The sequence below is a fragment of the Acaryochloris sp. IP29b_bin.148 genome, from assembly GCF_028285565.1.
In the GTDB taxonomy this organism is placed as follows: domain Bacteria; phylum Cyanobacteriota; class Cyanobacteriia; order Thermosynechococcales; family Thermosynechococcaceae; genus Acaryochloris.
Genome location: NZ_JANQOY010000001.1, coordinates 23,831 through 41,611, shown reverse-complemented (window position 1 = coordinate 41,611; position 17,781 = coordinate 23,831). Strand labels below are relative to the sequence as shown.

Sequence of the window (17,781 nt, the reverse complement as noted above, 5' to 3'; positions counted from 1 at the left end):
TAGGGGATAACTTTACCCACCAAGGAGGTGATTTTTAATGGGCAAGAAAAAACCTCACGAACACTCCCAAAAAGCACTAGAGGTAAGCGTTAGCGAGGCGGGCCTAAAAATCCTAGCCCCTATACTCATTGCAACTGCATTAAGTCTATGGGGTATCAAGGTATCTGGTGTCAGTTCTTACAACCAGATCAGCCGAACACAGAGGTTCAACAGAACCACGATGTGCAATAGCTAACGACCTCTTCAAGCCTTAGGCTGTGTCAGCAGTCTAAGGCTCTTCTAGGATAGTTATTGCTCAAAGTTGTATGAGAGTATTACCCCTCTTACAACTATTTTAGCGTCACTTCACTACGGTTGAATTGACCTTGACCTCATAAATTGAACATCAAGCATGGTGGTAGACCGTGAAGATAATGAACATCTCTTCATTGGGCGTTAGCAACTGTAATAAGATTTGAGGTATGGCGACACAAGTCCCCTCCTATCGTTCATTGCAGAGTCCTACTGGTTATGTTTCCCACCCATCGCCCGCGCCGTCTTCGCAGCCATCCTCAATTGCGCCGCATGGTGCAAGAAACCGTTGTCACCACCAACGATCTGATTTATCCGCTGTTTGCCGTACCGGGTGAAAGCGTGGCTCAAGAAGTCTCATCCATGCCAGGGGTCTACCAGCTTTCCATCGATAAGGTGGTAGAAGAAGCCAAAGAAGTCTATGACCTGGGCATCCCCGCCGTGATACTGTTTGGGATTCCCACAGAGAAAGATACCGATGCCACTGGGGCTTGGCATGATCATGGCATTGTCCAAAAAGCGTCTACCGCCGTCAAAGAAGCGGTGCCGGATCTGATTGTAATTGTCGATACCTGCCTGTGTGAATACACTCAGCATGGGCATTGTGGCTATTTAGAAACGGGAGACTTAACCGGCCGCGTCCTCAACGATCCGACCCTAGAACTGCTGAAGAAAACCGCCGTCTCTCAAGCGAAAGCAGGGGCCGATATTATTGCCCCTTCTGGGATGATGGATGGTTTTGTGCAAGCGATACGGGCCGGATTGGATGAGGGAGGCTTTGAAGACATTCCGATTATGTCCTACGCCGCTAAGTATTCCTCTGCCTACTATGGGCCGTTTCGCGATGCGGCTGAATCTGCGCCTCAATTTGGCGATCGCAGAACGTATCAGATGGACCCGGCCAACTCCCGCGAAGCGATCAAAGAAATTGAGCTGGATATCGCCGAAGGAGCCGATATGCTCATGGTCAAACCTGCCCTCGCCTATATGGATATCATCTGGCAGGTGAAGCAAGCCTCTAACTTACCCGTCGCGGCCTACAACGTGTCCGGTGAATATTCCATGGTCAAAGCCGCAGCCCTCAAAGGTTGGGTCGATGAAGAAAAAGTCGTCATGGAAACCCTGACCAGCTTTAAACGCTCTGGAGCCGATATGATTTTGACCTACCATGCCAAAGATGCGGCGCGGTGGCTGTCGTAATGGTGGCCCAGATATCAATCCCCCATCCTATTGCTGATCAATCTCTTTCATTAGTAAAAGGGCGCGGGGACGATATCCTAACTTTTCATATAACGCTAACGCAGGCTGGGCAATGGTAAAGACCTGTAAGCCAATCTGATCATCGCCCTGTTGAGCAGCCCAGTCCTCAGCCACTTGTAACAGCGCCGTGCCGAGTCCTTGTCTCCGATAGTTAGGATCGACAAACAGCATAAACAGATGGGTATAGGCCTCTCCTGAAAGTTGGTCGATAGCGGTTCCCAACCAGAGGCCAGCCACAAACTGTTGGTGGTTGGTGGGAGAGGTGACCCACCAGAACGGGGTCTGCTCGGACCAATATTGATCAATCACATCCTGGAGATGCTGATAGTCATAACCGGGATACAGTTCGGCATAAGTACGCTGCATAAACCGGAGTAACAGATACCGCTCATCCTTCCTGCCCAAACGGAGGCTATAACCTGAGACAAACGCGCTAGCCAAAATTTATCCAGAGGTTCAACGACACACATCAAAAAACATTTAAAGATGGCTCTAGCTCGTTTGGAGCCATGCAGGCGCTAACTTCTTCCATCGGAGCCGGTTGAGCCATATCATCTGGCAAAAAGATTCGGGCACTAACCGCCACTAAAGCCATGACAAAAATCAAAACAATTAAAAAAGGCGCAATATTTTGGCGAAAAAAGGTCATGGCTCTAGCAAGAAAGACGTCTACTGTTATCCTACCGCTGTCCTGAGGAGGACAGGGTGGGTCTGCAGGTAGAATGTAGCTACCCTGGCGAATAAAGGATCTTGCTATGACGTTGGCAGTTGGTGACGATGCACCCGACTTTACCTTACCCGATGCAGAGGGCAACGCTATCCACCTGCAAGCCTTCCAAGGACAATGGGTGGTGCTATATTTTTATCCTCGCGATAACACCCCAGGTTGCACCAAAGAAGCCTGTGGATTTCGCGATCAATATGAACATTATCAAACAAACCAGGCTGTCATTTTAGGGGTAAGTGGAGATGATGCCAAGTCTCATCAAAAATTTATTCAAAAGCAGGATTTGCCCTTTTACTTACTCTCAGATCTAACCCTAGACGTGGCAAAAACCTACGAAGCCTATGGGCCGAAAAAATTTATGGGGAAAGAGTATGAGGGCATCTATCGACATACTTTTTTGATTAATCCTGAAGGAAAACTCGCCAAGATTTATCGTAAAGTCAAACCGGCTGATCATGCTGAAGCAATTCTAAAAGACTTAGCATTACTACAGAAATAAATTGCAAAAGATGCTAGCTTTAAAGCAGTCTTTATGGCTAAAGATAGGCAAAGCCGTAATGGATAATTAAATCACTTTAAATTCATTCATCAAAAGGTTAACCCAGTCCTTTTTCGATGCATTTTTATAAGATCCCGCAGTCTGGGTTATATTTTTTGCTGGTTAGGTTATGAGACGCTTCGCGTATGTTGTCCAGACAGTACTGGGCTTACTGTTTAGGCATCCCCTATTAGGAGTCTGCCTAATTCCCATTCTCGAAGATGGACAGATCGTCTTAGTGAAGCGGCGTGACAATGGGTGTTGGAGCTTACCCGGCGGCATGGTGGATTGGGGAGAGCAGATTCAGGACAGTATTAGCCGTGAACTAACGGAGGAAACGGGGTTAACCCTGGAGAGGATTGGACGATGCGTAGGCGTTTATTCCGATCCCTATCGAGATCCTCGGGTGCACTCCATTTGTCTGACCTTTGAAATTCACGTCCAAGGCGAATTAAAGGTCCATGATATCCATGAAATCGCCGAGGCCAACGTATTTGCCCTCGATCAAGCGGCACAGATGCCCCTCAGTCACGATCACACTCAGCAACTCGCAGACTATTTACAGGGGCAATGGGTGATTCGCTAAAACTTAAATAGCGCTGCTATTCCTCACTCCAACTGACGCAAGCGTTGAAGGCCACGCCCTGGGAGTAAGGGGTCTAGGATCAGACCCTCCATCAGTGGTGCTGTTGCAGGCTGGCCAGCCAAGTAGCGATGGAGCATGGCGGCATCTCCCCCTGTGATCACAATCTTGCTGGTGGGATACTCGTCTAACCAGGCTTGGATAAAATCCGTCATGCCTGCAATCAAGGTATGCAAAATACCACTTTGGATGGCCGAGGGGGTTTCTAAGGCCCACCGCTTAGGCAGCTGAGGTGGAAGAGCAACGGCAGGTAAATCTGAGGTGGCTTGGTTAAGCGATCGCAACTGCAATCCCAACCCTGGCAAGATAGCGCCCCCCACACAGTGGGCTGGGGAAGTAGCCCCCGTATAGGTCATAGCAGTCCCCGCATCTATAACCAGGACAGGCCATTGATAGAGTGTACCAGCGGCCCAGAGGGCTAAGGCCCGATCGAGACCGAAGGTCGGATAAGGTTGCTGTAAAGGAATATCGGCATGGCTTAAAACCTTCGCCTGAGGATAGGTTTGCCAAAACAGGGTTTGGGATGACACCACTGAGACAATCCATAACGCGGGTAGGGGGTGGGATACGGGATGATCGGCAAAAGCGGGAGAATGCTGTTGCCACTCTGCCCAGCGTGCAGGCGCTTGATCAATCGGTGTACCAACGTGAGGCGTATCCCACGTGCGATCGAGCTGTGACCCTTGGTAATAAAACCAGTGCAGTCGCGAATTCCCAATGCTGAGCCCAATCCAGGGGGCCAACACCTTAGCAGTTAGGCGCATACTAAGGAAGATATTTGATAATCGACAGGCAATTACACCGATTATTGACTCTCCGATACTGCAAATGATCGGCAATTCGATTGATCAGCAGCAACCCTCGACCACTGTCTGCGTCCTGCCCCGGGAAGGTGGGATGGTGTCGCAAATACTGACACAGATCAAAGGTGGGGCCTTGGTCCCAAATGCGGATTTCAATATGATCTAACTCAATCCCTAACTCTAATTGAATCGGTGTGTGAGTAGGAAGGGACTGATGGGCATGACGGACAGCATTAGTAAATCCCTCTGCTAGGGCAATTTGACATTCTATCCACTCCCGTTCTGGGATCAGAGTCGGATGACTCTGATGAAACCAGTCTAGGACTTGAGCCAAGTTATTGAGATCAGTATCAACGCTGAGATGGTAATGCTTTGGCATCTGCTGTGGGGAGGTCAACACCTCCATTGCCTGGGTCCAAGGCTATGCATATCGGAAGGAGTACAGTGGATGAAGGGAATTACTTTAGCTTAATTATAGGAAACTCATACCCTCAATCCCTACTTTTATGATCGATATTGCCCCTTGTGAAATGCCAGGGATGAGCGATCGACTTGATCTCTGCACTGCTGATCTAAACCTTAGGAGCCTGAGTGTTGACTCGCAATAATGCTATGGTGCAAATTTTGATCATCGATGATGATCCCATCACCCAGCTCCTGATCCGCCGTGCATTAGAGAAACAAGGCTATCAAGTGGCGGTTGCGGCCAATGGTCAAGACGGGCTAGCGAGGGCAAAACAGACTCAACCTGCCTTGGTGATCTGCGACTGGATGATGCCCGTATTGGATGGAATTGAGGTGTGTCAGCACTTAAAATCTACTCCTTATTTATCGGCGACGTTTTTTATTCTGCTCACCTCTCGCTCTGACCTAGAAGATCGAATTGCGGGCCTGAATGCTGGGGCCGATGAATTTCTCACCAAACCCATTGATATGAGCGAGCTGCAGGCTCGGGTAAGGGCGGGGTTACGGATCTATCATTTGCATCAAGACTTACAAACTCAAAAACAAAAGTTGGAGACAGCGCTAGCGGAGGCCGCGCAATATGTGCATTCCATCCTGCCTGCCCCCTTAGAGTCGCCCATTCAAATTACGTCTCGGTTTATTCCGTCCCAGCAATTGGGAGGAGATTGTTTTGATTATTACTGGCTGACGCCAGAGACACTCGTTGTCTATTTACTCGATGTGTCAGGACATGGGTTAGGCGCAGCGCTGCCGTCTGTTTCTATTTTGAATATGTTGCGATCGCAAGCCTTTCCTGGGATTAACTACGAACATCCCCATGAAGTGTTGCATGCTCTCAATCTGCAATTTGCCATGAGTCAGGAAAATCCCAAATATTTAACCATTTGGTATGGGGTCTATCATCACTTACGCCGGGAATTAGTGTATGCCAGTGCGGGGCATCCTCCAGCCTTGCTGGTATCCAACTCACAAACACTCGACATTCAGCCGTTGAAAACGCCGGGTCTCCCCTTAGGCATGTTTACAGAGTCCCAATATGTCAGTCACCGCTGTCATATTGCCCCTGAGCAGATTCTCTATATTTTTAGCGATGGCATTTATGAAATCCACCAACCCAATGACGCCATGTTGGGGCTAGAGGGATTCTCCACTATACTCAAACAGCTCCATCAGCAAGGCACCCCGTCTATCGAGCAACTGTTGGCTCAAATTCAGCAGCGTTGCAATAGCCCAGGTTTCACCGATGACTTAGCCCTGATGCAAGTCTCCTTCTGCGAGGATGCATCCTCCGTACCCTACAATCCAGTACCTAGGCATTGAGCAATCCGCTTTGTTCAAACTGCTGCCGATTTTTATAAATGTGAAAAATTTGCGCAATATCCGTTAACTGGAATAACGTCTCGACTTGTCGATTCAGAGAACACAGGGCTAGCTGGCGCTCTGCTGCTCGCACCGACTTGAGGGCCAGGACTAACGCGCCCAGCCCAGAACTATCCATAAATTTCAGATCTTGACAATCCACCAAAATAATATCGGCTCCCGCTGCGATCGCAGCGGTAACATCTTGGCGAAAAGTGATACCTGTAACACCGTCTAAAATATTATGAGGTTGTAGGGTTGTGACCTTAGGATGCGTCATAGATTAGTCGGATAACGATTAAACTGAATCCGCAGAAAATCACCCTGCACTCCAGTCCCAATCTTAGGTTGAGTTCTACACCCCTTTGAGAGCAGTGCCCTTAAAGAATGACATCGATTGAGCAGAGAGCCGTTCCTCAGAATACTCTTTTTTCTCTTGAGATCGCCACACTCGATGGCTTTTTGTTATCCTCAATGCATCCTCTATCCTGTTGGCCTGGATATCCGAAAAGCCATCGACGTAGGATAATAACGCTGAGGGAAATAATTTTCTGCTTATATGCCTTGGGCTCGAATCATCAGTGGACTAATTGCCATCGTTTTAGCGTTGGGCATGATTTTATTGGGTGGATGGTACTTTACCCTGGGATTTAGCATCTTGGTGTACCTTGCCCAAGTCGAATATTTCGATCTGGTGCGAGCCAAAGGGAATCGGCCTGCGGGTAAAACCACCATGATTGTCAGTCAATTACTGTTGATCACGGCAACGATTAATGCAGAACTTGCCGATGCTGTTTTACCCGTTGCGGGCACTTTTATTTGTTTTTATCTTCTCTTTCAACCCAAGCTGGCCACCATTTCAGATATTTCCAGCTCTATTCTAGGACTGTTTTACGGCGGATATTTACCCAGCTATTGGATCAGATTACGAGCACTGGGCGCGGGTGAAGCCAGTAATCTCCCCCTTTGGGGATATTGGCCAGAGCAATGGTCCAACATTAATCTCCTCCCCACCGGACTCAGCATCACCCTGTTAGCCTTCGGATGTATTTGGGCCGCTGATATTGGAGCCTATACCTTTGGTCGCTTGTTTGGTAAAACGCGCCTATCCGATATTAGTCCCAAGAAAACGGTAGAAGGAGCGGTATTTGGAGTAGCAGGTAGCGTCAGTATCGCAGTCATAGGAGCCAGCGCCTTTGTCTGGCCCTTTTGGTCCTTACTCGGTGCCGCCTTAGGTTTACTTATTGGGATTGCCAGTTTGTTAGGAGACTTAACCGAGTCAATGATGAAGCGAGATGCAGGCGTCAAAGACTCCGGACAGCTGATTCCCGGACATGGCGGCATCCTTGACCGTGCCGATAGTTACGTGTTTACGGCGCCGTTGGTTTATTATTTCGTCACCCTGCTGCTGCCCATTGTTAAAACTCTTTAGTACCTGTTGGCAAAAGCCTGAAGTCGTCTGCACGGAAATTCCCAAGAATGTGGAGACCACTATATGCACTCATCTGGATTGACGAGCACATCGCAGCAAGAAAGCTAACTTCTTCAAAAGCAGCTTTACGAAAAATTTATCTTGTTTGAGTGAAAAAAAGCAGGAGTGATCGAGACAATGTTCAAGCACAAGTTCGGCATTGATCACTGACTCAATGGGTAAGCAAGACTGATTACCTTGCATCATTCAAGCGAAACCATCAACAAACTGATAATTTAATTTGCTTTAAATGGGATATAGGCAAGTATCAATCCAAAAAAAACTAAGGCGCAACTTTCTCTTTAAAGAGTTTCCCAGCGCTAAAGGCAGGTACTCTAGTCGCAGGAATTTTTAGTTTTTTGCCTGTTTGTGGATTACGTCCATTTCTGGCTTTGCGATCGCGCGGCTCAAAACTGCCAAAGCCTACTAGCGTGACTTTATCGCCATGACTGACTGCATCAATAATGACATCAACAGCAGCACTTAGAGTGACATCTGCTTGCTTTTTAGTCACCCCAGTTTTATCAGCAATAGCATCTACTAATTCACCTTTATTCATTGAGGTATCCTCAAAACCTTGCTGAGCATTCTATCTCAAGTTTTTAAAAAGTGAACATAGATAGCAAAGAAATTGCACAAAAGTAACAAAAAAGCCGAGAAAAAGTAACATTGAGGACCTTTTCAGGCTCTTTTGATCCTCAGAATTAAACGCATTAATTTCTCTCATGATTGAAAATAGCTAACTCACGCAAAGCAAGCTTTTTCATATATATGAACCTATATGACTAAAGAGGGGGCAAACCATTAGCTGGCTCGGCGAGCGAAGGCGTCGCAAGCTTCTGACATTTGGAAGGGAACGGTTTGAGAAAATCTGGCTCGGCTCCCCTTTTGCTGCACTTCCACATGTAAATGGGGACCCGAAGACCATCCAGAATTGCCACTATATCCAATCAGCTGACCTGCTTTCACCCAATCTCCAGACTTGAGTTGAACCTGACTGCGAAACCCCTGCTGTAAATGGGCGTAAACGGAGCGATAACCATTGTCATGCTCTATCCACACATAGTTGAACTTAGACGCACTGGCTTTTGAGCCACCGGTATCTGGGTATTTATCTTGCAGTCTGATCACCCGGCCTGACCGCATGGCATAAACCGGTGTGCCAATCGGGCTCGCTAAATCATAGGCATATTCCATACGATTTTGATGGGTCCGACCCCGAATCCCTTGAGACAGATACCCTTTGCCCTTCAGCGGATGGCAAAATCCTCGCAGTGGAGAGGCAACTGTCGGGTGAGGATTAACCGCAACGGTTGTGGCTCGCTTGAACGGTTCAGAAAAGGCTGGCCTTTGAACCGTAGGGGGCTGAGCATACCGAAGGCGATCGGGATGGGTTCCACCCACCGCTGACTGAGAGGAATTCAATGTGTTCTCACGGGTTTCAGAATTCTGGAGACTCGCCGATTTGGGTGGAGTGATCCAAAAAGCGGGTCCTACCGTACTGAGCGTTAATAAAGAACAAGCAACCCAGTTGCGATATCGTTGCTCTAATAAAGCTTGCTGAAGCTGTAAACGGGTGACATGCCCTTGCTGAATCAGGATCTCACCCAGTTTCTGGCCATTTTGCTGTTGGACCTGAAGGGCCTGCTGGAGTTGAAAGTCGTTAATAAGTCCTTTTTGAGTCAGGACTTTGCCAATACGCACTGGATACATCGTTAAGGGAAAGAGGGAATCAATAAGAACGACTGTGGAAGGCAGTGCAGCTGGTTCTCAACTGCTATGGTGGTGCTTCAATAGACAAGATCTGGCACCGATAGCTCTACCTTAACCATCCGACCTAAGAAATGAGATCCGAGTTGACACGGATTTTCAAGAAAACTTTTAGAAACAAAAATATTGTCTTTTCACCTACAGAGAAGCACAATGAAATACTTACAGAGAAAGCACTTCAGATTAAGTTCTCATTAAAATCACTCCAAACATTAGACCGTATAATTACTGTAATCTACCTATTTTTTGAGCCGATCCTAAATATTATAGAAATCAGAAATCAAGTCGCCATTCACTTCTTGATAGATCCAAACGCCTGACGGACGCCTTGGCACATCCCCCTAGCAAGTAAGTTTGTTTTGTACGCTTAGAAAGACTAACCCACCTGTTTTGAGCGTGATTATGGCGGATTTCGAGATCATTGTGATTGGTAGTGGCATTGGCGGACTGGTGGCGGGAAGCTTGCTGGCCCGTTATGGCAAGCGAGTTCTAACTTGCGAAAGCCACTCGGTTCCGGGCGGTGCTGCCCACGGTTTTCAACGCCAGGGATTTCATTTTGATACGGGGCCTTCGTTTTACTGTGGCCTTAGCGATCCACAGAGCTTAAATCCCGTTCGCCAAGTCTTGCAGGCCTTGGGGGAAACGGTGGATGCGATCGCATACGATCCCCTAGGCTACTATCACTTTCCCGCCGATGACCCTGCAGGACAGTTACAGGCGGGCTTTCCGATCTATGGAGATGCCCAAAAATACCGTGAAGCCGTTGCCCAAATCACCCCCGACGGTGCCCACCAACTCCAGCAATTAGAGCAAAAATTTCTGGCTCTCTTTGCCCCACTCCAACAGATTCCATTGCTGACCTTACGCAGCAACTGGACGTTGATTCCCTGGCTCCTCCGACATCAGCCCATGGCCCTCGCCCAGCTCTTGCCTCAACTCCGCAACATCCAAAGCTCAGCCGGGGCAATCCTGAATCGAACCGTGCGCGATCCGTGGGTGCGGCGGTTGTTTGATCTGGAATGCTTTTTACTCTCGGGCTTACCTGCACAAGATACCGTTGCCCCAGAAATGGCGTTTATGTTTGGCGAACGATCTCGCTCTACTATCGACTATCCGCTGGGCGGTAGTCCCGCTATTGTCAATGCTTTAGTGCGAGGATTGACCCGTTGGGGCGGACAACTCCGTTTAAAGACTCACGTGGATCGGATTATCGTCAACGCAGGCAAAGTTCAGGGCATTCAGCTTAAGAATGGCGATCAAATCACTGCCCCCGTCGTCATTTCTAATGCCACCCTTTGGGATACCTACACCCAGTTATTACAGCCAGAGGATTTACCTGCCACCTATCGGCAAAAATCTCTGTCGACGCCTGCTGTAGATAGCTTTATGCATCTGCACTTAGGAATTCGGACGGAGGGATTAAGGCCCCTGCCTGGGCATCATGTGGTCATTCACAGCAATCAGCAACCGATTACCCACCCCGGCAATACCTGTATGATTTCTATCCCCTCCGTTTGGGATGAAAGCTTAGCGCCTGAAGGTCACCATGTGGTCCATGCCTATACGCTAGAACCCTTTGCTCACTGGGAGCACTGTGAGGACTATGAAGGACTCAAGCAGGAACGCGTGCAGCCGTTGTATCGAGCGGTAGAGACCGTCATCCCGGATCTGCGATCGCGCATCACTCTAGAACTGATTGGTACACCTCTGACTCATCGTCGCTTTTTGCGGCGGTTTCAGGGCTCCTATGGTCCAGCGATTGCGGCGGGCAAGGGCACTTTCCCCAGTTGTCACACCCCCATTTCTGGTCTATATCGAGTGGGCGATTCCACCTTACCTGGGATTGGGGTGCCAGCAGTGGCGGCCTCCGGTATCCTCTGTGCCAATACGCTGGTCTCTCCCCAACAGATCCAGGAACTGCTGCAAACAGTGGCTGAAACTTAAAACCAGGTTTAGCAATGAGGCCCGCTTTAGCTAGGGGCTTGATTTTCGTGTTATGACCCGCGCGATCGCATCCACAATCCCGTCTATCTTGTAGAACTGGGGCGTGACTTTACATCCGCTCTAACACTTCGATGCCCAGTAGGGACAGCCCCAGCTTCAGCGTGCGGGCTGTCAGATCAGACAGCACCAGGCGCGATGTTCGGGCTGGTTCTTCGGCATTAAGAACCGGACATTGATCATAGAACTGGTTGAACTTTTGGCTCAGCTCAAACAGGTACTGACATAGTCGGTTGGGTAATAGGTCAGCAGCGACCTCAGATAAGATATCCTGCATTTGCAATAGATGCTTCGCTAAAGCCAACTCGGAAGGCTCGGCAACGATAAGCGAAACATCATCTAACTGGGAAAAATCAATACTTCCCTTGCGACTAATTCCCTGTACTCGAACATAGGCATAGATCATATAGGGAGCCGTATTCCCCTGCAACGCCAGCATTTTGTCATAGCTAAACACATAATTGCTGGTGCGGTTTTGACTCAGATCCGCGTACTTCACGGCTCCCAAACCGATGACCTGGGCAACATTGGCGATGAACTCTGGGGTTTCAGTTCGTTCGTCCTCCGCCAATCGTGATTCAACATCAACCTGAGCACGATTAATGGCCTCATCCAACAGACCTCGTAAACGAATCGTTTCGCCCGAGCGAGTTTTCAGCTTTTTCCCATCTTCGCCCTGGACCATACCAAAGGGAACATGGACAACCTGGACAGTATCAGGAATCCAATGTGCCCGCGTTGCAACTTGAAAGACCTGAGCAAAGTGGTTAATCTGCTCCGCACCCGTGATGTAAATAATTCGTGTAGCAGATTCAGTAGTAATTCGGTGCCGTAAAGCGGCTAAATCCGTGGTGGCGTAGTTAAACCCCCCGTCGGATTTCTGGACGATCAACGGTTGAGGATCGCCCTGTTTATTCGTGAAACCGTCCAAGAAGACGCATTTTGCCCCTTGATCTGTTTCTAATAGACCTGCTTTATCCAAGTCGTTGGGGACATCAGCCAGTAAAGGGTTATAAAAAGACTCCCCTCGCTCCGTCAGCTCAATATCCAAATCTCGATAAATCTTCTCAAACTCGCGCCGAGATTGATCGCATAAGAGTTGCCAAGCTTGAGTCGCCTCTGGATCACCTTGCTGTAGCTTGACGACTGCGTTTCGGGACTGCGCCTGAAAGTCTTCATCCTCATCAAAGCGCTGCTTGGCTTTTTTATAAAACGCGACTAAATCACCTAAATCTAGAGCATCCGAAGTGGTTAACGCTGCGGGATGAACCTCAGATAGGTAAGTAATCAGCATGCCAAACTGCGTTCCCCAATCCCCCACATGGTTGAGCCGCAACACATCGTGCCCCTGGAATTCAAGGATTCGGGCAATACAGTCACCGATAATCGTAGACCGCAAGTGGCCCACATGCATTTCCTTGGCAATATTAGGGCTGGAGAAATCGACGATCACCCGCTGCGGATCAGCAATCGGCGCAATCCCTAAGCGCGGATCCGCCTGCATTTGCTGAAGTTGATCTGCCAGGAAAGCGGGCTTGAGGGTTAAGTTGATAAATCCCGGTCCAGCAATGGTGGGCAATTCGCAGAGATCCTCCACCTCTAGGTGGGCCAGAATCTGATCTGCGATCGCACGTGGTGGCTGACCTAAGGGCTTCGCTAAGGCGAGGGATACATTCGATTGATAGTCGCCAAACTTAGGATTACTGGCAACCCCCACAACCGGAACCGAAATCGTTATCTCAGACCCGAACGCAGCATCTAACGCTCGATCGAATCGAGCCTCTAGGGTTTTTAAAATGGACTTCATGAGCTTAACTGCGTTTTCTTCTACCTGCACGCTGATCGCGATCGCGCCGTCTGCGATCTCGCCACTCGGCGGCAGTCAGATAAACAATGCCGCCAGAGACGATGACTAACATACTAAGCGCGACTAACGCCAAGACATTGGTGATTGAGAAGTCCACAATAATTGGGTTAAGGATAAATGGATGAACAGAGGCCGATTACATGCCGTGGCGACCCCACACCACCATAGCGATGGAGTAAGTGAAGAGAGTAAGAACTGAAACCCAACCCAAGGTCAAGATATCCATTATGCTGTTTGTGAACCAATTACGACGTTTAGCTATTCTATCCTGAAACCCCGTGATCACGGCAAGCATCTCCCTCTCACCGGGCTGAAAATTTTTTCTCCACTGTGCCACCAACCATGCCTGCAACGCTCTCTCAGCAAATTCAACAGTTCTATGACACCTCTTCTGGTCTGTGGGAGCAGGTTTGGGGAGAACATATGCACCACGGCTACTACGGCCCGACCGGACAGCAGGCCAAACCCCGACGCCAAGCCCAAATTGATTTAATCGAAGAATTGCTGGCCTGGGGACAGGTTCAACAGCCACAGCAGATTTTGGATGTGGGCTGTGGCATTGGGGGCAGTTCCCTCTATCTCGCCCAAAAATATAATGCTCAAGTGACAGGTATTACCCTGAGCCCCGTACAGGCCGATCGGGCTCAGGCCCGCGCGACAGAGGCAGGGCTCTCTTCCCAAGCGGCGTTCAAAGTGGCCGATGCTCAACATACGTCCTTTCCTGATGCCTCCTTCGATCTGGTTTGGTCCTTAGAAAGTGGCGAACATATGCCCGACAAGACCCAGTTCTTGCAAGAATGTTGTCGGGTGCTCAAACCAGGGGGAACGCTGCTCGTTGCCACTTGGTGTCACCGTCCTACCCCACCAGTATTGACCTGGAGTGAACAACGGCTGCTGAATGATATCTATCGGGTCTACTACTTACCCTTTGTGATGTCCTTGCCAGAGTATCAAGAGATTGCACAAACCCTACCCTTGTCAGGGCTACAGACGGCAGATTGGTCTACAGCCGTTGCCCCTTTTTGGGATGAGGTGATTACATCGGCCCTTGACTTACAGGTTATCCTCGGCATTTTGAGAGCAGGACTGCAAACACTACAAGGCGCGTTGGCCCTCAGCTTTATGGCTCGGGGATATCGGCAAGGTCTGATTCGCTATGGACTCTTAAAGGGAACGAAAACGTGACTGCCGACACCAGCCCCCTTAAACGGTGGCTGCACGCCCTATGGAAGTTCTCCCGTCCCCATACCATTATTGGCACGAGTCTAAGCGTGATCGGTTTGGCATTGATTGCCCTCTCCACTCAATATCGAGGGAGTGCATTGATCACGGGGCTTCCCATCCCTGCACTGGCGTTTTACCAGCAGTTCTTGCTATGGATAGTCGCTGTCCTGATACCCAGTTTGGGAGCCAATATTTATATTGTGGGCCTCAATCAACTGACGGATATCGAGATTGATCGCATTAATAAACCGAAATTGCCTTTGGCATCCGGTGAGTTTTCCCCTCAACAGGGCAGATGGATTGTAGGTGGGGCCGGGCTTTTGGCTCTCGCACTCTCTTCTGTCCAAGGTGTTCGATTACTCTGGACGGTGGGGTTGAGTATGCTGATGGGGACGGTATATTCCATTCCCCCCATTCGCCTTAAGCGGTTTCCTTTTTGGGCCGCACTGTGTATTTTTGGGGTGCGTGGGGGAGTGGTCAATATTGGTTTCTTTCTCCACTTTCGCCATTTACTAGGAGGAACGGGCGAGATCCCGCTGAAGGTGTGGGTACTGACGGGGTTTGTGATTTTGTTTGCCTTTGCGATCTCAATCTGCAAAGACATCCCTGATTACGAAGGAGACCTGAAATTTAACATCCGCACCTTAACCGTTCGCTTAGGGGGACAATGGGTCTTCAGATTGTCTTGTTGGGTCCTCAGTCTGGCATACCTCGGCATCATCGGAATGGCCCTCTGGGGATTACCCGAGACGTATCAAAGCGGGTTACTGTTCACCCACCTTGGCCTTCTATTTCTGTTTTGGTATCGAAGTCAACGGGTCAATCTCAAGCATCATCAGCAAGTGACCCAGTTCTACCAATGGATCTGGAAGCTCTTCTTCTTAGAATATATAATCTTCCCTTTAGCCTGCCTATGGCGATAGCCCGTTAGCAGCGGCCTTTCTTGCCTCGTTTACCGTTGGGATAAACCGTTAACCAGTTGGTCTGGGCAAAGGATAATTGCGACTCAGTCAGTTTAGCTCCCGACAGATCTGCCCCACAGAGGTTAGCCCCTCGCAAGTTGGCATGGCTCAGATAGGCATCGCTGAGGTTTGCACCGCGCAAATCGGCATTGGCTAAATCGGCATGGCTCATATAAGCCTGCATTAAATTAGCATTACGCAAATTCGCTCCAGAGAAATTCGCCCGGCCAAAATTGGCATTAATGAGAATGGCATCGCGCAAGTCGGTATTTTGGAACTTGCCTTCATGGAAGTTGGCACTAGGGAGTTGGAACTTACGAAGATTCAAATTGCGCAAATCTTGACCACTAAAGTCGCGCTGTCCGCGGCCATAAGCATGCTGAATAGCATTAGGCGTTAAGCGTGCTTGTCCCCGTCCCTTAGAACTCAAGCTAGAGGAAGAATCCAGTCCTGTATAAGTCGAGCGAGGGGTTGAGAGATGACCAGATACTTTAGAAAAAGAGTCTGTCAAGGGCGGCTGAGCACCGGATCTCGTATTGTTATACTGGCGGATTCGGGAGGCTGATCGTGCCGAGGGAGAATGGGAACGAGGTCGAGTAGGCGAATAGGACCGAGCCCCCGACGGTGAGCGATTCGGCGGTTGTGAAACTGGAATACCCGATGAGTTGCCAGCTGAATAAGGACTTTGTTTCGTCAGTGCTTGCAACACTTCTCTAGCAGAGCGATAGCGATCTCGCAATGAGACCTCTAGCATATTGCCTAATAAGTCCTGGAGATCAGGGCTGACCCTAACATGCTCCCGCCAGCTTAAGTCGCCAGAAACGGGGTTATAACTCAAATCTTTAGGAGACTTTCCCGTCAGTAAGTAGATACAGGTGACACCCAAACTATAAATATCACTCGCATAGACGGGACGCATGGCCATTTGCTCTGGCGGCGCAAAACCTGGCGTTCCTACCGCAAACGAGGTCAGCGTGCTGTGTTCATCAGGATTGGCAATGGCTGTTTGGTTGACTTGATCTTTGACCGCACCGAAGTCAATCAAAACGAGCTTGTCATCAATTTCCCGGCGAATAATGTTAGCAGGCTTAATATCGCGATGGATCACTTCCCGACCGTGCAGATGCTCCAGCAAGGGCAAGACTTCCTCTAGGACGTTATACACCATGGACTCATCAAAGGGACCTGAACGGCGTACTTCTTGCTGAAGCGTCGCCCCTTTGACATATTCTTGAACGAGGAAAAATTCTTGATCCAGGTCAAAATAATCGAGCAGACGGGGCAGTTGAGGATGGTTGCCAATTTTACCGAGGGTCTCTGCTTCACGCTGAAACAGTTCCCGTGACATTTCCAAAATATGAGGGGCAGTGACCACGGGGCGAAGCTGTTTAATCACACAGGTAGGCTTGCCGGGTAGACCTTCATCTTCAGCCAGGAATGTAGTTGCAAATCCTCCACGGCCCAAAATCCGAGTGGACCGATAGCGATCGCGCAACACCAATTTACTCCCACAAGCCTGACAGATGGTTTGCCGTGGTGCATTATTAGGATTCGTACAAGCTGGATTTAAGCAATAGCTCATTCAGCATCTCTCAGGTGATTGTGAATCAGGCGTGACATTGCGGAGGGCGCAAACTGTCCTATAGTCATTCTGCCCGTTTTTGTTCCCTTCACACGCATACGCCTTGAATTCAATTGGCTGAGTTAATGAATCAGTGGTGATGTGTCAACACTAGGAATAGCCCCTTCTCTACCCTCAGAGTTTTTACCCTACATGAAAGTTATAGAGCATACCCCTGTCTTGCTGGTTCTACAAGAACGCCTACTTGGAATTCGGATGCTGGGAGGAGCCACCGCTTTGTTAGGATTTTTGATTTTCATTATTTTCGAATTTCCCTTCGATCTGTTTGGCTGCTGTTGCATTGCGATCGCAGCCTTGATGAGTACCGTCAGTCCCGTCGAGATTTGTAGTTTTAATAAACATGACGACCTAGTGACGTTAGAAAAACACCGTTGGTTTAGCCGTCAGATTCAGCGGTACACCATCACCCAAATCGAAGCCATTGAGGTTGAAGAAAAAAGCTGGCTAGGGACTCCGTTTTATCAAGTTAAACTGAACTTCGTATCAGGGCATCAATCGACCCTCACTCAGTTTGCAACCACCGATAAAATTGCCCAACATAGCCTCGCTGCCAGAATTAGAGATTTTCTGAAAGTTGGTTGCCTAACAGTCGTCTCATAACCCTTCAAGAGCGGTGCTGTGACGACAGGTTTTGAATTTAAAAACTCCCCAGGTAGGATTCGAACCTACGACCAATCGGTTAACAGCCGACCGCTCTACCACTGAGCTACTGAGGATAGCGAATCTAATCCTAGCGATAAATAGATCACTTTGGCAAG

The 17,781-nt window shown here is 49.0% G+C and carries 20 protein-coding genes and 1 tRNA gene; 9 read left to right on the top strand and 12 right to left on the bottom strand.

Features of this window, described 5'->3' with window-relative positions:
• Positions 1-510: 510 nt before the first annotated feature.
• Positions 511-1,491 (top strand): porphobilinogen synthase, encoded by a 981-nt coding sequence (hemB, locus tag Q0986_RS00205; protein ID WP_299402084.1) that lies wholly within the window; start codon positions 511-513, stop codon positions 1,489-1,491.
• A 27-nt stretch (positions 1,492-1,518) separates the two neighbouring features.
• Here the strand turns inward: hemB and Q0986_RS00200 are convergent, their stop codons facing one another.
• On the bottom strand, positions 1,519-1,992 hold the full coding sequence (locus Q0986_RS00200) for a GNAT family N-acetyltransferase (RefSeq protein ID WP_299402082.1): 474 nt from the start codon (positions 1,990-1,992) through the stop codon (positions 1,519-1,521).
• 28 nt (positions 1,993-2,020) lie between these two features.
• Positions 2,021-2,200 carry a hypothetical protein gene (locus Q0986_RS00195; protein ID WP_299402080.1) on the bottom strand — a complete coding sequence of 60 codons (180 nt, stop codon included), beginning with the start codon at positions 2,198-2,200 and terminating at the stop codon, positions 2,021-2,023.
• 106 nt (positions 2,201-2,306) lie between these two features.
• Here Q0986_RS00195 and bcp point away from each other — a divergent pair, with 106 nt between their 5' ends.
• A complete protein-coding gene (gene bcp / locus Q0986_RS00190) occupies positions 2,307-2,777 on the top strand; it encodes a thioredoxin-dependent thiol peroxidase (RefSeq protein WP_299402079.1) in 471 nt (156 codons plus the stop codon).
• 169 nt (positions 2,778-2,946) lie between these two features.
• Positions 2,947-3,402, top strand: a complete 456-nt coding sequence (locus Q0986_RS00185; protein WP_299402077.1) for an NUDIX hydrolase — start codon at positions 2,947-2,949, stop codon at positions 3,400-3,402.
• Between the two features lie 23 nt (positions 3,403-3,425).
• Here Q0986_RS00185 and Q0986_RS00180 read toward each other — a convergent pair whose 3' ends face one another.
• Positions 3,426-4,223, bottom strand: coding sequence for a pantothenate kinase (locus tag Q0986_RS00180; RefSeq protein WP_299402076.1), 798 nt, complete (start codon positions 4,221-4,223; stop codon positions 3,426-3,428).
• A 1-nt stretch (position 4,224) separates the two neighbouring features.
• Positions 4,225-4,668 (bottom strand): anti-sigma regulatory factor, encoded by a 444-nt coding sequence (locus tag Q0986_RS00175; protein ID WP_299402075.1) that lies wholly within the window; start codon positions 4,666-4,668, stop codon positions 4,225-4,227.
• A 188-nt stretch (positions 4,669-4,856) separates the two neighbouring features.
• Here Q0986_RS00175 and Q0986_RS00170 point away from each other — a divergent pair, with 188 nt between their 5' ends.
• On the top strand, positions 4,857-6,047 hold the full coding sequence (locus tag Q0986_RS00170) for a SpoIIE family protein phosphatase (RefSeq protein ID WP_299402074.1): 1,191 nt from the start codon (positions 4,857-4,859) through the stop codon (positions 6,045-6,047).
• Here the strand turns inward: Q0986_RS00170 and Q0986_RS00165 are convergent.
• On the bottom strand, positions 6,037-6,366 hold the full coding sequence (locus Q0986_RS00165; RefSeq protein WP_299402071.1) for an STAS domain-containing protein: 330 nt from the start codon (positions 6,364-6,366) through the stop codon (positions 6,037-6,039). The two genes, Q0986_RS00170 and Q0986_RS00165, sit on opposite strands and share 11 nt — an antisense overlap.
• A gap of 279 nt (positions 6,367-6,645) precedes the next feature.
• Between Q0986_RS00165 and Q0986_RS00160 the strand changes: the two genes are divergently transcribed.
• A complete protein-coding gene (locus Q0986_RS00160) occupies positions 6,646-7,518 on the top strand; it encodes a phosphatidate cytidylyltransferase (protein WP_299402070.1) in 873 nt (290 codons plus the stop codon).
• Between the two features lie 322 nt (positions 7,519-7,840).
• Here Q0986_RS00160 and Q0986_RS00155 read toward each other — a convergent pair whose 3' ends face one another.
• Positions 7,841-8,116 (bottom strand): HU family DNA-binding protein, encoded by a 276-nt coding sequence (locus tag Q0986_RS00155; protein WP_299402068.1) that lies wholly within the window; start codon positions 8,114-8,116, stop codon positions 7,841-7,843.
• 245 nt (positions 8,117-8,361) lie between these two features.
• Positions 8,362-9,270: a M23 family metallopeptidase gene (locus tag Q0986_RS00150; RefSeq protein ID WP_299402065.1), complete on the bottom strand. Its 909-nt coding sequence runs from the start codon at positions 9,268-9,270 to the stop codon at positions 8,362-8,364.
• A 459-nt stretch (positions 9,271-9,729) separates the two neighbouring features.
• Here Q0986_RS00150 and Q0986_RS00145 point away from each other — a divergent pair, with 459 nt between their 5' ends.
• Positions 9,730-11,271 carry an NAD(P)/FAD-dependent oxidoreductase gene (locus Q0986_RS00145; protein ID WP_299402063.1) on the top strand — a complete coding sequence of 514 codons (1,542 nt, stop codon included), beginning with the start codon at positions 9,730-9,732 and terminating at the stop codon, positions 11,269-11,271.
• Between the two features lie 109 nt (positions 11,272-11,380).
• Here the strand turns inward: Q0986_RS00145 and argS are convergent, their stop codons facing one another.
• From argS to petN, 3 genes are read right to left on the bottom strand one after another with little or no spacing between them, the layout of a single operon-like run.
• Positions 11,381-13,135, bottom strand: coding sequence for an arginine--tRNA ligase (argS, locus tag Q0986_RS00140; protein WP_299402061.1), 1,755 nt, complete (start codon positions 13,133-13,135; stop codon positions 11,381-11,383).
• A 4-nt stretch (positions 13,136-13,139) separates the two neighbouring features.
• Positions 13,140-13,292, bottom strand: a complete 153-nt coding sequence (locus Q0986_RS00135; RefSeq protein ID WP_299402059.1) for a hypothetical protein — start codon at positions 13,290-13,292, stop codon at positions 13,140-13,142.
• Between the two features lie 39 nt (positions 13,293-13,331).
• Entirely contained in the window at positions 13,332-13,421 is a 90-nt protein-coding gene (gene petN, locus Q0986_RS00130) for a cytochrome b6-f complex subunit PetN (RefSeq protein WP_010472049.1), read from the bottom strand.
• Between the two features lie 116 nt (positions 13,422-13,537).
• Between petN and Q0986_RS00125 the strand changes: the two genes are divergently transcribed.
• Entirely contained in the window at positions 13,538-14,380 is an 843-nt protein-coding gene (locus tag Q0986_RS00125; RefSeq protein WP_299402057.1) for a methyltransferase domain-containing protein, read from the top strand.
• Complete coding sequence (locus tag Q0986_RS00120) at positions 14,377-15,342, top strand: homogentisate phytyltransferase (RefSeq protein WP_299402055.1); 966 nt, start codon at positions 14,377-14,379, stop codon at positions 15,340-15,342. The genes Q0986_RS00125 and Q0986_RS00120 overlap by 4 nt, the downstream gene beginning before the upstream one ends.
• A 4-nt stretch (positions 15,343-15,346) precedes the next feature.
• On the opposite strand, the gene Q0986_RS00115 is transcribed toward Q0986_RS00120, so the two are convergent.
• On the bottom strand, positions 15,347-16,963 hold the full coding sequence (locus Q0986_RS00115; RefSeq protein ID WP_299402054.1) for a serine/threonine-protein kinase: 1,617 nt from the start codon (positions 16,961-16,963) through the stop codon (positions 15,347-15,349).
• Positions 16,964-17,155: 192 nt separating this feature from the next.
• Between Q0986_RS00115 and Q0986_RS00110 the strand changes: the two genes are divergently transcribed.
• Positions 17,156-17,623: a hypothetical protein gene (locus Q0986_RS00110; RefSeq protein ID WP_299402052.1), complete on the top strand. Its 468-nt coding sequence runs from the start codon at positions 17,156-17,158 to the stop codon at positions 17,621-17,623.
• A gap of 44 nt (positions 17,624-17,667) precedes the next feature.
• On the opposite strand, the gene Q0986_RS00105 is transcribed toward Q0986_RS00110, so the two are convergent.
• Positions 17,668-17,739, bottom strand: a tRNA-Asn gene (locus Q0986_RS00105).
• Between the last annotated feature and the right edge of the window lie 42 nt (positions 17,740-17,781).